The organism is Microbispora sp. NPDC046973 (genome assembly GCF_040644495.1).
In the GTDB taxonomy this organism is placed as follows: domain Bacteria; phylum Actinomycetota; class Actinomycetes; order Streptosporangiales; family Streptosporangiaceae; genus Microbispora.
The window spans coordinates 68,915-82,899 of sequence record NZ_JBEYWQ010000006.1; the positions used below are offsets into that span (position 1 = coordinate 68,915).

Consider the following 13,985-nt stretch of genomic DNA (forward strand, 5'->3'; position numbering starts at 1 on the left):
CTCACCTCGCACCGCCGTGGCCTGGGGGAGAGGCGCCGATTCGGCCATCACAACTGCCCGGAGGGGGCTCGATCAGTCCTGATCTCTGCCAGGACCTGAAGAACGATGACCATCAGCTCGCCGAGGCGTGATCCCGCCTCCGCCTCCGTGCGGTCCCAGACGCGCCCGTCGCGGGCGTAGAAGTCCAGGACGCCGATGAGTTCGCGATCCTCGATGAGCGGTACGGAGAGGACGGCCCGGACCGGCGGGGCGTGGACGGCCACATGCGGGAACCCCATGGGCCTCGCGGCGTGCAGATCGTGGATCGCGACGAGGCCGCCGCTGGCGGCGCTCTCGATGGCCGGACCGTCGCCCACGGACTCCTGGGCGGACTCCAGCAGTACGCCGTCGTCGTCGGTCGCCCCGATCGCGCGGAGGCGGTCCTGGCCGTCGAGCAGCATCAACGCGGCGCCGTCGACCCCGAAGAGGCCGGCCATGCCGGTGAGGACGTTCTCGAGAACAGCAGACGCGTCCGATGCCATCGCGAGCCCACTTTCAGATGATCAAGCGGCCGCGGACACAGGGCGGAGTGCCCCTAAGCCTAGTGGGATCCGAGCAGTGGTAGCCAGGTGATCCCCAGGGTTGCCGAAAGGGTTGGCCGATCGGGCCGGAGAGGACAGAAGAAATCCGCCCTCCCGTGGGAAGGCGGATCGGGAAACGGACCGGAAAAGCGGCTTATTCGTCCCAGAACGCGTCGGCCTCGTGCCGGTCGCGGCTGTACAGCCGTGGGCTGGGGTCGCTCCTGGCGCCGCCGTCGCCGGACGAGCGCGAGCAGTTGCCGGCTCTGCTCGCCCGGCTGCCGCACAGCATGGTCGCGCTCCGTGGCTAACGCTTGGCCTTCTTGCCCTCGGGGGTCACGGCGTACCACTCGCCGCCGAAGTCCTTCAGGCCCTGGCCGAGCACGTCGCCGGCCTTCTGGTCCTTCGCGTAGTAGTAGAGCGGGTGCTTGTTGTAGGTGACCTGCGTGGTGCCGTCCTCCCGGTGGAGCGTCCCGAGCAGGTTCCCGTGTACCCCCGTGCCGGCCTGCGGCGCGCCGGCGGTGAGCACGGGCGGCCACGCGGCGGCGCATGCCTGGGTGCAGGCGGAGGCGCCGCCCTTGTCCTTGGTGAACAGGTACACCGTGCGGCCGTCCACGCCGACCAGCACGCTGCCGAGCGAGGTGGGCGCCGCGTCGATGCGCGCGGGCCCCGTGGGGGACGCCTGGACGGGAGAGGTCGGCGACGCCGAGTATCCGGTGGCGGACGGCGTCGTCCCCGAGGGATGCTCGGAGGGCTCGGGCGTCTGCGACTCGTTGAGCTGGTCGTTGGCGACGCGGCTGGCGTCGTCGCCGGCACCGCCGCATCCGGCGGCCAGCAGGCTCATCGCGACCGCGCCGGCATACAGCAGTTTCCTCATGTTCGGCCTCCTGGGAAGTGAGCGAGTCGGCTCCCAGGAGACACGCGGCGACGGCGGGCCCGCCGCCCGGACGCGAAGATCCGGGACAGCCCTTTGCCCTTTCGTGGGTTCCGCCTCACGGACCTCTCCCCGCCCTCGGGGTGAATCAGCGACCGATGCGGATGAACCGCTGGATTCGGGGAAATCGGAGTAAGCCGCCTGGGCGCGGCGGTGCGCCCCGACACGCGAACCCATCACGGGGAGGTGCCGAGGTCACCGGCGCGTGCGATGCGATGCTGAGGCTGCGACGCCCGCCGGCGCAGCCGTCCGGCCCCGCAGGGGCGACGTCCCTGGCGAACCGCCCCCTTCGCCCGATCTCGCGTGACAGACAAGGAGCGTCCGGATGGCCGAGCGCACGCAACCGCCCACCGTGGAACCGTCCCAGCTGAGGCGTCGCCTCGGCCGTACGGGAGTGTGGCTGTCGTCTCTGGCGGCGACCCCGGCGGCAGGGGCCAGGAAGGCCGCGGCCGAGATCGAGGAGCTCGGATACCCGTCGCTGTGGATCGGTGAGACCCCGGCCGGACGGGAGGCGTTCACGCACGCCGCGCTGTTGCTGTCGGCCACCGGGCGGCTGCACGTGGCCACGGGCATCGCCAACATCTACGGCCGCGACCCCGTCGCCGCCGCCAACGGCGCCGCGACCCTCGCGGAGGCGTGGGACCAGCGCTTCGTTCTCGGGCTCGGCGTGAGTCACAAGCCGCTGGTCACCCCTCGCGGCCACGACTACTCCGCGCCGCTCGAGTACATGCGGGACTATCTCGACGGGATGGACCGGGCGTCGATCGAGCTGCCGCAGGCGGAGACGCCGCCCCGGATGCTCGCGGCGCTCCGGCGCCGGATGCTCGAGCTCGCGGCGCGGCGCACCCAGGGCGCCCACACCTATTTCGTGCCACCCGAGCACACCGCGAAGGCCCGCGAGATCCTCGGACCGGACCCGGTCCTCGCCCCTGAGCAGGCCGTGGTGGTCGAGACGGACGCGGACCGCGCACGGGAGATCGCCCGCGAGTACGCCGCCGTGTATCTCTCCCTGCCGAACTACACCAACAACCTGCGCGAACTGGGCTTCTCCGACGACGACCTCGCGGGCGGGGGCAGCGACCGGCTCATCGACGCGATCGTGGTGTGGGGCGAGCCGGAGACGATCGCCGAGCGGGTACGCGCCCACTACGACGCGGGGGCCGACCACGTGTGCGTTCAGCCACTGGCCGACTCGGTCGGCGCGCAGATCGAGCACCTGCGGCTGCTGGCCCCCGCCCTCCTGGGGTGACGCCGTGACCGCGGCGGCTTCCGGGCGGGGGCGCGGTGAGCAGGGCGCGCAGCCGGGACAGGCCGGGCAGGACCCGCTGACCCCGCCGGACCAGACGGGCCTGGAGGCGTGGATACGGCAGGTTCTCGGCCTGGCCGGGGCCCGGGCCTCCGCCTTCACCCCGCCCCTGCCGCCCACCCCGCCCGCCGGCCCGGAGAACGCGGGCGGACCTGACCCCGGCGGGAACGCGGAGTAGCCCGAGCAGGTGGGCCAGGAGGTCAGGCCGCCTGACGCACCTGCTCGGCCAGCCGTTCGAGGCTGTCGTCCAGTGCCTGCTCCACCGCCTCGGCGGGGGGCGCGTGCCGCTCGTCGAAGAAGGACAGGTGGACCGTCACGTCACTGCTGTCGTCGTCGATGCCGGCGACCTGCAGCCATCCGGCGTACCGATCCACGTCGCGGGTGCCCCACTCCATCCGCAACTGGTCCTGCTCGGCCCGCAGCAGCGCGCGTTCGTCCTGTCCTGTCTCGTCCTCGTGGACGGTGACCGCGGGCGGCTCCTCCGCGTGTACGTGCAGCTCACGGGGCATCCAGAGATCGAGTTTGCCGACGTCGCACGCCTGGCGGAACACCTCGTCGGCCGGCGCGGGCATCCTGCGGGACCGCTCGAACTCGGTCATGGTCGTCACTCCTCCCTCTGTCGGCGTAGGGAGCCCCTACCCGCCGCGGTCCGGTCCATCCTCGGCCTCACCAGGCGAGGCCGTGCAGCGGCCGGTCGCCCTGCCAGACCCTGCGGACGGGCAGGTCGAGCGTGGGCGTCTCCCCCGCGTAGCGGGGCGACGGCGAACTCGACTCGCCCCGCAGGTCGACCCGGAACAACTCGTACGGCGGAGCGTCGCCACAGGCGGGCCGCGGCGGGTCGCCCATGATCTCCCCGGCCTTGTTGTCCACGCCGACGAGCAGGTAGCGCCCGGAGGCGTCCGGCGTCCACGCCGCGATGTCCCCGCAGCCGGAGCCGAAGACTGATCCGACCGGCCGCTTCCCCGGCGGGTCGAGCAGCAGGATCTCCTGGTTCCAGTTGCGCGCCGCCCCCACCTCGGACAGGAGCATCCGGGTGCCGCCAGGAAGCGTCCGCGCCGTGCCGTCGCCGAACGCGTCGCCGTCCAGGACGTGCAGGGTCTCTGCGGCGAGCAGGTCGCCGCCCGGGCGGCCTACGTCGAGCATGACCACCCGGGGATGACGGGCCTTCCGCGAGACCGCGTGGAAGACCAGCCGGTCCGGGTCGCGCCAGTGCAGCCCCAGGGGGCCGTCGCCACCGACTCCCTGGCCGCCCGGGGCCGACCACTCCCGGTTCTCGCCGAGCAGGCCGACCACCGTGACCCCGACGTTCACCGTGTTCCCCGGCGCCGCGACGAGGCGGGCGTAGGCCCGGCGCCCCTGCGGGGAGACCGCGAGGTCGCTGATCACGCCTTCGAACTCCCCGCCCACCTGGTCGCCGACCTCGGCTCCGCCGTCGCCGTCCATGACGACCTCGTAGACGCGCGACCTGCGACCGCCGAAGGCGCCGTCTCCCGTGGTGCTGACCGAGGCGAGGTACCGTCCCGGTGCGCCGTCCGGCGCGACGGCGCCGTACTGGTAGAACTCCGGGTCCGGCGCGGAGACCACGGCGGACTCGCGCCCGGTGGTCAGGTCGAGCACCACCAGCGTGTTGTGGGCGGGAACGAGCGCGTATCGAGGGGTTCCGTCGGCGGCGCGCACCTCCGCCTCCGTCGCCGGCCGGTCCGCCCACCGTACGGCGAGGACGACCGCGGTGACCGCCACGAGAGCGGCCGCGCCCAGCGCGATCGGCCGCGACGACAGACGCGACAGGCGGCGGGACGGACGACGGCGCGGTCGCGGGCCCGGCGTCCGGATCCCGATCGCGGCGCCGATCAGCACGGGCACGGCGGGCGCGAAGATCCAGGCCACCTCCGTCCAGTCGAGGCTGTTCAGCACGGCCGGGTCCACCGAGCAGTCGGCGTGGTCCGGCATCGGGTCGAGCAGGAGCTCGGCCTGCCGCAGCGCGTACTGCGCGGCGACAAGGGTGACGGCGGCGAAGGCCGTCCACAGGTGGACACGGGGGCGGCCCGCGCCCCGGACGGCGATGAGCCGGATGCCCAGGCCGAGCGTGAGCGGCAGCAGATAGAGCAGGGCGCCGTCGGCCAGCGCCAGCCGCTCCGACCACACCTTCCGCCATTCGGGCAGGGGACCGCCGCCCATCCACGAGCAGCCGATCGTCTCGACGTCCAGCGACAGCCACAACGAGGGGACGAACATGAGCAGCAGCATCCAGGCGACGTCCCAGGCGGTCAGCGCGAGCGCCAGCCACCACCAGAACAGCGCGTACGACTGCCGCTGAGGCAGGACACCGGGGACGGGCGGCACGGGCCACTCCATGATCGGGCTGACGGACGGCCCGAAGATCTTCCCGAGCCGGCCCCACGACGTCAACGCGGTGGCGGGCACCCCCTCCCCGGGCGGAGACACGCGGCGGCGTAGGGTCCGGAGCATGACCGATCATTACGATGTCGTGGTCCTCGGCGCCGGGCCCGGCGGCTACACCGCCGCGGTCCGTTCGGCCCAGCTCGGGCTCAGCACAGCGGTCGTGGAGGAGCGCTACTGGGGCGGGGTCTGCCTCAACGTCGGCTGCATCCCCTCCAAGGCGCTGCTGCGCAACGCCGAACTCGCCCACATCCTGACGAACGAGACCAAGACGTTCGGCATCCAGGCGGACGGCCCGATCACGCTCGACTACGGCGCGGCCTTCCGCCGCAGCCGCCAGGTCGCGGACGGGCGTGTCAAGGGCGTCCACTACCTGATGAAGAAGAACGGCATCACGGAGTACGACGGCCGGGGCACCTTCACCGGCCCGGACACCCTGGAGGTGCGCGGCGCGGACGGCTCGGTGCGCACCGTGACGTTCGACCACTGCATCATCGCGGCCGGGGCGACGACCCGCCTGTTGCCGGGGACGTCCCTGTCCGAGCGCGTGGTGACGTACGAGGAGCAGATCCTCAGCGAGGCGCTGCCGGAGAGCGTGATCATCGCAGGCGCCGGGGCGATCGGCGTCGAGTTCGCGTACGTGCTGCACAACTACGGCGTGAGGGTCACGATCGTCGAGTTCCTCGACCGGATGGTGCCGCTGGAGGACCAGGAGGTGTCGGCGGAGCTGGCGCGGCGCTACCGGCGGCTCGGCATCGAGGTGCTGACCTCCACCCGGGTCGAGTCGATCGACGACAGCGGCGACAAGGTGCGGGTCACGGTCTCCAGGAACGGCGAGACCTCCGTGCTGGAGGCCGACAAGGTGCTGCAGGCCATCGGCTTCCAGCCGCGCGTCGAGGGATACGGCCTTGAGCACACCGGCGTACGGCTGACCGAGCGGGGCGCGATCGCCGTGGACGGCCGCTGCCGCACGAACGTGCCGCACATCTTCGCCATCGGCGACGTCACCGCGAAGCTCATGCTGGCGCACGCGGCCGAGTCGATGGGCATCATCGCCGCCGAGACCATCGCGGGCGCGGAGACGATGGAGCTCGACTACGTGATGATCCCCCGGGCGACCTACTGCCAGCCGCAGATCGCCAGCTTCGGCTACACCGAGGCCCAGGCGCGTGAGCAGGGCTTCGATGTGAAGGTGGTCAAGTTCCCGTTCACGGCCAACGGCAAGGCGCACGGCCTGGGCGACCCGACCGGGTTCGTCAAGGTCCTCAGCGACGCGAAGTACGGCGAGATCCTCGGCGCCCACCTCATCGGGCCCGAGGTGACCGAGCTGCTGCCCGAGCTGACCCTGGCCCAGCAGTGGGACCTCACGGTGCACGAGGTGGCGCGCAACGTGCACGCCCACCCGACCCTGGGCGAGGCGGTGAAGGAGGCGATCCACGGCCTGGCCGGTCACATGATCAACATGTGAGGCGCCGGTCAGGGCTCCGCAAGGTCCGGTCAGCCGCCGGTGGGCGGGCCGTCAGCGCCGGGGCCGACGCTCTTCCCGTGGCCGCGACACCGCGCGGCCACGGATCAGAGGAGCGCGCATGACGACCCCATCGGTTCTGATCTCCGGCGCGAGCATCGCCGGACCCGCCGTCGCCTACTGGCTGCGCCGGCACGGCTTCGCCCCCACGGTGGTCGAGCGGGCCCCCGCCCTGCGCGAGGGCGGCCAGGCGGTCGACTTCCGGGGGGCGGTCCACATGAACGTGCTGCGGCGGATGGGCGTCCTCGACGAGATCCGCCGCCTGCGCACCGATCCCGGCCCGCTGCGAGTGGTCGACTGGCGCGGCGAGCAGGTCGTCGCGCTGCCCGCCGAGTTCACCGGCGGCGAGGTGGAGATCCTGCGCGGCGACCTCGCCCGCGTGCTGTACGACCTGACCCGGGACGACGTGGAGTACGTCCTCGGCGACTCCATCGCGTCCATGACCGAGACCCCGGACGGCGTGGAGGTGACCTTCGAGCGGGGAGCGCCCCGGACGTTCGATCTCGTGATCGGCGCGGACGGCCTGCACTCGAACGTCCGGCGGCTGGCCTTCGGCCCCGAGTCGCGGTTCGTGCGGCCGTCCGGCCACCACGTCGCGATCTTCAGCGCGCCCGACCACCTGGGGCTCGGCCACGACACGCTGCTCTACAACGAGCCCGGCCGCGGAGTGGCGGCCGCGGGCGCCAGGGACGGCGCGACCGCCGGGGTGATGTGCGTCTTCCGGGCTCCGGGGCTGGAGTTCGACCACCGCGACGTGGCGCACCAGAAGAAGATCGTCATCGACGAGTACGCGGGAGCGGGCTGGGAGGTCCCCCGGCTGATCGAGGCCGTGCCGAGCGCGTCCGACTTCTACTTCGACTCGATCAGCCTCGTCAACATGGACCACTACACGAGCGGGCGGATCGCGCTGCTCGGCGACGCCGGCTACGGCGCCACCTGCGGGGGCATGGGGGCCGGCATGGCCGTCGTGGCCGCGTACGTGCTGGCGGGCGAGCTGGCGGCCGCTCGCGGCGACCACCGCGCCGCGTTCCCCGAGTACGAGCGACTGATCAGGGGGTTCGCCAAGGCGTGCCAGCGGGTCGCCGGCAACGCGGGCTCCTTCCTCGCCCCGGCGACGCGGGGCGCGATCCGGCGGCGCAACATGGCCTACCGGGTGCTCACCGCCGGGCCGCTGATGCGCGTGCTCGACAAGATGAGCACCAAGGCGGCCACCTCGATAACGCTCAAGGACTATGCGGCCTGAAATGCGGAAATGCCGATTACCGAACAGGCATTCGGCTTCCGCGGCAATTCACCGGGAAACACTTCCCACGGCGTCGATGAATGGTCGGCTACGCTGGGAATCAGGCCGTGCGCGAAACGCCGTGGCCGCGTACGGGCGAACAATGCGAGGGCGGCCCGATGGCGAGGGACGACGCGGAAAACACCGGCTCCCCGGTCGGCGCGAACACTCTGATGGCCTTCATGCGCGAACTGGTCTTCCCGCCGTGCGTGATCGAACGGTCCTCGGTGGTGCCGCAGGACGTCACCCGGCAGGAGAACGACGCGGAGCACTCCTTCGCCCTGGGCCTGGTCGCGGTCTGCCTCGCCCCGCTGATCGACCCGGCCCTGGACCCGGGCCGGATCGCCAGGTATGCGCTGGTCCACGACCTGCCCGAGGTCCACGCCGGGGACGTGTCGGTCTACGCCGACCCGGCGGAACGGGAGAAGAAGGCCGTACGCGAGGAGGAGGCGCGGGAGATCATCACCCGCGACTTCGGCGGGACGTTCCCCTGGCTCGTCGAGGACCTGTACGGCTACAAGGCGCAGCACGACCCGGAGAGCAGGTTCGTTTACGCCCTGGACAAGCTGCTCCCCCACGTCAACGTGCTGCTGGCCGACCACCACCCGCTGCGGCCGACCTGGGCGGCGTACAAGCGCACCGAGATCACGGCCAGGCGGAAGATACGCATGAGCTGCCCGGCACTGCTGCCGTTGTTCGACGAGCTGTGCCGGGAGTTCGCACGGCGCCCGCACCTGTTCTCCGGTGGGATGTCACCTGCCGTGGGAGATGACGATGTTCGCGACGGCGAGCAGGGCCGCTCCGCAGACGGCGCACAGCACCCTCAGGGACAGCAGGGAGTCCGGCCCCAGCATGGCGGGCAGGGCGACGAGGACGGCCCCGGCCGCGGCGGCCGACACCCGCGTGAGGAGGCGCGACCGCGAGCGGCGCACGACCACGGGAAACCCGGCGCTCGTCGTCAGTGAGTCGCCCACCGGCGTCGGGCCCGCCCGGGTGTCGACCGCCAGCGTGATCCCGACCCGCGCGAGCGCGTCGAAGCCCAGCACCTCGGGCCGAAGCCAGAACTCCACGGTGTCGTATCGCGACGCCACGTCGTAGGAGTCGTCGGATGCGATCTTCAGGAAGGTGCCGTCGGTCGCGCAGACGAGCCGCTTCGCGGTCGGCGTGTAGCCCTCGGAGTAGAAGCTGACCCGCATCTTCACCGAGTCGCCGTCGCTCAGGTGCAGCCGGCCCTCGGCGTCGAGCGCGCCCGTCCTGTCCCTGCCCAGCAGCGGTTCCTCGGTGCGGACGAAGTAGGAGGACCTGTAGGTGGGATGCCGGGCGAGCCGACGGGCCACCCCGAGCCACAGGACGGGGTCGTCGCCCTGCTGCTCGTGCAGGTGGAGGTCGGGGAAGCGGGTGGTGGCCGGATACCAGCGCCCGCCGTTGGCCTCCGCGAGCCTGTCCACGAACCAGCCGCCCTTGGCCCTGATATCCGCCTCGGCCAGGGGGAACTCCTCCAGGTTCGCGTAGTCGTCCACCCTGAGCCGGAACACGGCCATGTCGGCCACGCAGGCGGTCGCCACCACCGTCGCGAAGCGCACGGGCACGACGAACGGCTCCGCGTCGGGCGACTCCCGGTCCGCCAGGAAGGCCACGAGGCACCGCCGGCCGACGGCGGAGCCGTTCGCGATCGCCTGTTGCAGGGCGCCCGCCACGTAGTCGGTCTCGTACCGGAACTGGATGATCGCTCCTCTGGGCAGGGCCAGCGCCCTCAGGACGTCCTCCGCGTACCGCCGCCTGCTGTCGGACGACAGCAGCAGCACCGAGGGCCGGACCCCGCTCGTGTGCCCGGTCATGTCCGCGATCATGGCCGGCCCTCTTCCAGGTCGCGCAGGCGGTCGTCGAGCGCGAGGAAGCGCGGCCACACCCGGTCTCTCGGCAGTTCGTCGAGGCGCAGGCCGGCCACGGTCTCGTACCGCAGTCCCCGGTCCGCCAGCGCCCGGTGCTCCCCCAGGACGATCGGCTCGCGTACGCCGTCCGACTGATCGGCGGTCAGGTCGATGACGAACCGCCGGGGGTCGTGGACCGGGCCGATCTCGACCCAGCAGTGGTGACTCACGTCCTCGGCGTCGTCGCGGCCGACCCGCAGCCGCCCGTAGCAGTAGACGGGTTCGAGCAGCAGGTCGGTGCGGAGCCTGCGGGCGAGCCAGACGGAGGTGACGCCGCACTGGCCCCGGGGGTCGCCCGCGGCGACCGGCGCCTCCTGATAGCGCGGATGGACCGTGCGGTCCGACCAGCAGGACTCCAGCATCCGGCGGTAGCCGAGCAGGCGGTCCGTCCACTCCGGCGAGGTGAAGTCCGCCTTGAGAGGTCTCACGTGGTCGCCGCCCGAGTGGGTCCGGCGCGACACCCCGATCAGGCTCCCGATGTCGCCGGCGCTCCGCTTCGCGGCCGGGGTGGCGCCGAGGACCATCAGCACGTTGTCCGGGGTGTCCAGGAGCTGCGGCACCGAATCACCGGACATCCGGCGGGTCTGGAAAAGGCCTTTGCCGTCATAGCGATACGCCACGGGCGACAGCGCGATGGGCTTGAATCCCGACGCGAGGAACGAGGTTCCGTCGAAACCGAGCATGGGGTTGTATGCCGTGATGACATAATCCCCGGCGTTTTCCGCCCTGATCTCCCGGACCGCGCGGGCGATCGTCAGGCTCATGAGGTTCGCCGGAATTCCCGCCAGCCCGTGCATTCTTGTCAGGACCATTATCCGGTCCGGATCCACCTCCAGCCCGTGCCCGGTGAGCGCGTCCAGGACGTACTGGCGGTCGCACCGCGAGAAGGCGACGTACGTGATCGGCATCGTCGCGCCCGGCAGGAAGAGCCCGAACTGGAGGACGGTGTCGGCCCTCTCGCTGTGCAGGTAGTGCAGTCTCGACTGGACCAGATGGCCGACGCTCGGCCTGACCTCGGCGAAGCGCAGGCAGGTGCGGTAGCCGTCGCCGAACGACAGGCTCAGGTCCCGGTGCGCCTTGTTCACGTTGAGGAGGACGGAGGCATGCGCCTGGTAGGCGGCGTCCTCCGCGGACTGGCGCACCTGGGCCGCCCGGACGACGGCCTGCAGCCGTATCTCCTCGTACACCTTGTCCGGAGACCAACCGGTGATGGCCGGCCTGCTCAACCGGGGCAGGTGCAGTCTTACCTGGATCTCCAGGGTCCGGACATCGACTCCGACCGTCTCGGCGTCCGCGCGGATGCGCGTCCCCATCGCGCCGACGAAGGTCTCGACATCAGGATCACGAAGCCCGTCCACTCGCGCGCCCTCGCTTCGCGCTTTCTCCCTTCGCGGCGTACGCGTGGTCTTGGGCACTTCTTCTCCCGCAATCGCGAGAATCTGTCAGTGACGCCGTCAAGGATAGAACTCGGACCGCGCCCTGTCAGGGCGCTCGCGGAGTTGGTATCGCCTTTTATCGGACCCGGCGCAATTGCGGCCGCTTTTTCATAGGCGCCGCGAAGGCAGCCGTGAAGGCGGCGGATAGAGGGCCGGGGGCCCCCGCTCGTCCGGCGGGCCCGCCGTCTCGTCCACGGCCCCGGCCTACGCCGTCCCGCCCGAGCCGTTGCCTGGGGCACTATGGCTGACCGCCGATGAAAGAACCACGGGTGCGGCGAGCGCGCTGACCAGGGGTGACGCCCGGCGCACTTGACCAGGAGATCACCGCGGATGATCGTCGGGGCCTTGCTCCACGAACCGGTCCCCCTCGACACCGGAGTGATTGATGCGCAGAGCTCTGGCCGTTCCGCTCGCCGTTTTCCTGACCGCCTCCCTGCTCGCGGCGGCGGACCCCGCCCAGAGTCCGCCGCCCGCCCCACCGGGACAGGCCGGCGCCGTCGAGGTCACGGTGAACGCGAACGCCGGGCTCGGCACCCTCCACGAGGCGGCGTACGGCGCCAACGCCGCCATCTGGGACTCCCACATGAACGACGCAGAGGTGACGCGGCTCTACAAGCGGGCGCACATCGCCGCGGTGCGGTACCCCGGCGGGTCGTACGGCGACCTCTACCACTGGGAGACCCACACGGCGCCGGGCGGGACCGTGGCCCCGGGCACGGAGTTCGACCGGTTCATGGGCACGGTCAGGGCGGCAGGCGCGCAGGCCGTGGTGATCGCCAACTACGGCACCGGCAGCCCGGAGGAGGCCGCCGGATGGGTCCGCTACGCCAACGTGACCAAGAAGTACGGCGTGAAGTTCTGGGAGATCGGCAACGAGCTCTACGGCAACGGCCACTACGGGGCCACCTGGGAGGCCGACGAGCACCCCGACAAGAGCCCCGCGGCGTACGCCCGCACCACGCTCGAGTTCGTCCGCGCGATGAAGGCCGTCGATCCCACGATCAAGGTCGGGGCGGTGCTCACCATCCCGGGGAGCTGGCCGGACGGCGTGGTGGCCGCCGGCGACTCGGGCACCTGGAACCACACGGTCATCCCGGCCGTGGCGTCCGAGGTCGACTTCTTCACCGTCCACTGGTATCCGGGCACGAGCATCCCGGACACGAGCGGCGACGTCCCCGGGATGCTGGCCTCTCCGCCCCGGCTCGCCGAGATGCTGGCGCAGGTGCGGGCCGATGTCGCCGCCCTGGGCGGGCGCGACGTGCCGCTCGCGCTGACCGAGGTCGCCTCCAACATCGGGCGGAACGTGCACGCGGCCGGGCTGTTCGCCGCCGACACCTACCTGACCGCCCTGGAGAACGGCGTCTTCACGGTGGACTGGTTCGACACGCACAACGCGCTGGAGAAGGTCGGCACGCTGGACGGCGAGACCGACTACCAGGACATCGGCTTCCTGTCGCTCGGCCAGTGCGCCGACGGCGTCTGCGAGCCCCCGCTCAACACACCGTTCCCCTCCTATCACGGCATCGAGATCCTCGGCACGGCGGCCCGGCCCGGGGACGACCTGGTCAGGGCGGCCTCGGACCAGCCGAAGGTGGCCGTGCACGCCGTACGGCAGGCCGGCGGCGACCTGGCCGTCGTGATGATCAACAAGGATCCGGCCACCGCCTATCCCGTGCGGCTCCGCTACGCGGGGTTCACCCCCTCAGGCCGAAGCCCGGTGACGTACGCCTTCACCAGAGGGGCCGGCGCGCTCGTCCGCGCGGAGCAGGGCGACGCGTACACCAGGACGCTTCCGCCGTACTCGATCACGACGATGACCGTGCGCGCGGCGAAGGGCCCGAAGCCCGCGCCGGCCCCGGGCACGCCGACGGCGCGCGGCGCGACGGACGGGGTCGTGGGCGGTGTCACCGTGAGCTGGCCGCCGGCCGGTCACGGCGTGGGCAGGTACGAGGTGTACCGCCAGACGGGCGCGGACACCGTCCTGCTGGGCACGACCCGGGGCACCTCGTTGACGCTGCGCGACCTGGAGCCCGGCACCTCCTACACGGTCAACGTGCTCGCCAGGGACCGGGCCGGGCGGCTGTCGCGGCCGTCGGCGCCGGTGACCTTCACCGCCCCCACGCCGCCGGACAGCACCTGCGCGGTCCGCTACCGGGTGACGCAGGGCTGGGGGCGCGGCTTCGTCGCCCAGGTGACCGTCACCAACCGGGGCGCGGCCGACCTCACGGACTGGGCGCTGACGTTCCGGTTCCCGGTCGCCGGGGAGCGGGTCTCCAGCGGGTCGGGCGGCACGTGGACGTCCGAAGGACAGGACGTGCGGGTCGTCCCCGGCGGGCAGGCAGGAGAGCAGAACAGGACGATCCCGGCGGGCGGTTCCGTCACCGTCGGGTTCGTCGGCGCGAACGAGGGGGCCTATCCCTCTCCCACCGTGTTCCGCTTGAACGGCACGGTCTGCTCGACGCTGTGACCGGCGCTTTCTTGGGGTGATCAGGGAACCGTCTTGCACCCGGCCTTGAGGGCCGGGTGACAGACTCCTGAGCAAGCGCCTGCCGTGTCAGGCGCGAACCCCGCGGCTCATCGCCAGAAAAAAGCCGCCCGGTGTGGTAACGGCGAA

Annotated in this window: 12 protein-coding genes; 6 read left to right on the forward strand and 6 right to left on the reverse strand. The window is 71.8% G+C overall.

Annotated elements, in window-relative coordinates:
• Positions 1-47: 47 nt before the first annotated feature.
• The 3 genes from ABZ860_RS14330 to ABZ860_RS14340 form a co-directional block, all read right to left on the reverse strand.
• On the reverse strand, positions 48-521 hold the full coding sequence (locus tag ABZ860_RS14330; protein ID WP_357219842.1) for a GAF domain-containing protein: 474 nt from the start codon (positions 519-521) through the stop codon (positions 48-50).
• Positions 522-714: 193 nt separating this feature from the next.
• The gene (locus tag ABZ860_RS14335; protein ID WP_357219844.1) at positions 715-849 is read right to left on the reverse strand and encodes a hypothetical protein; all 135 of its coding nucleotides are present in this window, start codon (positions 847-849) and stop codon (positions 715-717) included.
• 15 nt (positions 850-864) lie between these two features.
• Positions 865-1,434 (reverse strand): hypothetical protein, encoded by a 570-nt coding sequence (locus ABZ860_RS14340; RefSeq protein WP_357219846.1) that lies wholly within the window; start codon positions 1,432-1,434, stop codon positions 865-867.
• A 382-nt stretch (positions 1,435-1,816) separates the two neighbouring features.
• On the opposite strand from ABZ860_RS14340, the gene ABZ860_RS14345 reads away from it, so the two are divergent.
• Both ABZ860_RS14345 and ABZ860_RS14350 read left to right on the forward strand, forming a co-directional pair.
• Complete coding sequence (locus tag ABZ860_RS14345) at positions 1,817-2,740, forward strand: TIGR03620 family F420-dependent LLM class oxidoreductase (protein WP_357219848.1); 924 nt, start codon at positions 1,817-1,819, stop codon at positions 2,738-2,740.
• A 4-nt stretch (positions 2,741-2,744) separates the two neighbouring features.
• Positions 2,745-2,975, forward strand: coding sequence for a hypothetical protein (locus ABZ860_RS14350; protein ID WP_357219850.1), 231 nt, complete (start codon positions 2,745-2,747; stop codon positions 2,973-2,975).
• Positions 2,976-2,997: 22 nt separating this feature from the next.
• Here ABZ860_RS14350 and ABZ860_RS14355 read toward each other — a convergent pair whose 3' ends face one another.
• Entirely contained in the window at positions 2,998-3,396 is a 399-nt protein-coding gene (locus ABZ860_RS14355; protein WP_357219852.1) for an SRPBCC family protein, read from the reverse strand.
• A gap of 67 nt (positions 3,397-3,463) precedes the next feature.
• On the reverse strand, positions 3,464-5,266 hold the full coding sequence (locus ABZ860_RS14360; protein WP_357219854.1) for a hypothetical protein: 1,803 nt from the start codon (positions 5,264-5,266) through the stop codon (positions 3,464-3,466).
• Between ABZ860_RS14360 and lpdA the strand changes: the two genes are divergently transcribed.
• From lpdA to ABZ860_RS14375, 3 genes are all read left to right on the forward strand, one after another.
• On the forward strand, positions 5,265-6,665 hold the full coding sequence (gene lpdA / locus ABZ860_RS14365) for a dihydrolipoyl dehydrogenase (RefSeq protein WP_357219856.1): 1,401 nt from the start codon (positions 5,265-5,267) through the stop codon (positions 6,663-6,665). The genes ABZ860_RS14360 and lpdA overlap by 2 nt on opposite strands.
• Positions 6,666-6,783: 118 nt before the next feature.
• Positions 6,784-7,965 carry an FAD-dependent monooxygenase gene (locus ABZ860_RS14370; RefSeq protein WP_357219858.1) on the forward strand — a complete coding sequence of 394 codons (1,182 nt, stop codon included), beginning with the start codon at positions 6,784-6,786 and terminating at the stop codon, positions 7,963-7,965.
• A 158-nt stretch (positions 7,966-8,123) separates the two neighbouring features.
• Positions 8,124-8,969, forward strand: coding sequence for an HD domain-containing protein (locus ABZ860_RS14375; RefSeq protein ID WP_357219860.1), 846 nt, complete (start codon positions 8,124-8,126; stop codon positions 8,967-8,969).
• 881 nt (positions 8,970-9,850) lie between these two features.
• Here the strand turns inward: ABZ860_RS14375 and ABZ860_RS14380 are convergent.
• Positions 9,851-11,293 carry a hypothetical protein gene (locus tag ABZ860_RS14380; RefSeq protein ID WP_357219862.1) on the reverse strand — a complete coding sequence of 481 codons (1,443 nt, stop codon included), beginning with the start codon at positions 11,291-11,293 and terminating at the stop codon, positions 9,851-9,853.
• A gap of 463 nt (positions 11,294-11,756) precedes the next feature.
• Between ABZ860_RS14380 and ABZ860_RS14385 the strand changes: the two genes are divergently transcribed.
• Entirely contained in the window at positions 11,757-13,838 is a 2,082-nt protein-coding gene (locus ABZ860_RS14385; RefSeq protein WP_357219864.1) for a cellulose binding domain-containing protein, read from the forward strand.
• Positions 13,839-13,985: the final 147 nt, after the last annotated feature.

Bases quoted from the DNA above. Each gene is read 5' to 3' on its own strand.
- ABZ860_RS14335 (WP_357219844.1), bottom strand. From the start codon at position 849: ATGCTGTGCGGCAGCCGGGCGAGCAGAGCCGGCAACTGCTCGCGCTCG.
- ABZ860_RS14355 (WP_357219852.1), bottom strand. From the start codon at position 3,396: ATGACCGAGTTCGAGCGGTCCCGCAGGATGCCCGCGCCGGCCGACGAG.
- ABZ860_RS14370 (WP_357219858.1), top strand. From the start codon at position 6,784: ATGACGACCCCATCGGTTCTGATCTCCGGCGCGAGCATCGCCGGACCC.
- ABZ860_RS14375 (WP_357219860.1), top strand. From the start codon at position 8,124: ATGGCGAGGGACGACGCGGAAAACACCGGCTCCCCGGTCGGCGCGAAC.
- ABZ860_RS14345 (WP_357219848.1), top strand. From the start codon at position 1,817: ATGGCCGAGCGCACGCAACCGCCCACCGTGGAACCGTCCCAGCTGAGG.
- ABZ860_RS14330 (WP_357219842.1), bottom strand. From the start codon at position 521: ATGGCATCGGACGCGTCTGCTGTTCTCGAGAACGTCCTCACCGGCATG.
- ABZ860_RS14340 (WP_357219846.1), bottom strand. From the start codon at position 1,434: ATGAGGAAACTGCTGTATGCCGGCGCGGTCGCGATGAGCCTGCTGGCC.
- lpdA (WP_357219856.1), top strand. From the start codon at position 5,265: ATGACCGATCATTACGATGTCGTGGTCCTCGGCGCCGGGCCCGGCGGC.
- ABZ860_RS14385 (WP_357219864.1), top strand. From the start codon at position 11,757: ATGCGCAGAGCTCTGGCCGTTCCGCTCGCCGTTTTCCTGACCGCCTCC.
- ABZ860_RS14360 (WP_357219854.1), bottom strand. From the start codon at position 5,266: ATGCTCCGGACCCTACGCCGCCGCGTGTCTCCGCCCGGGGAGGGGGTG.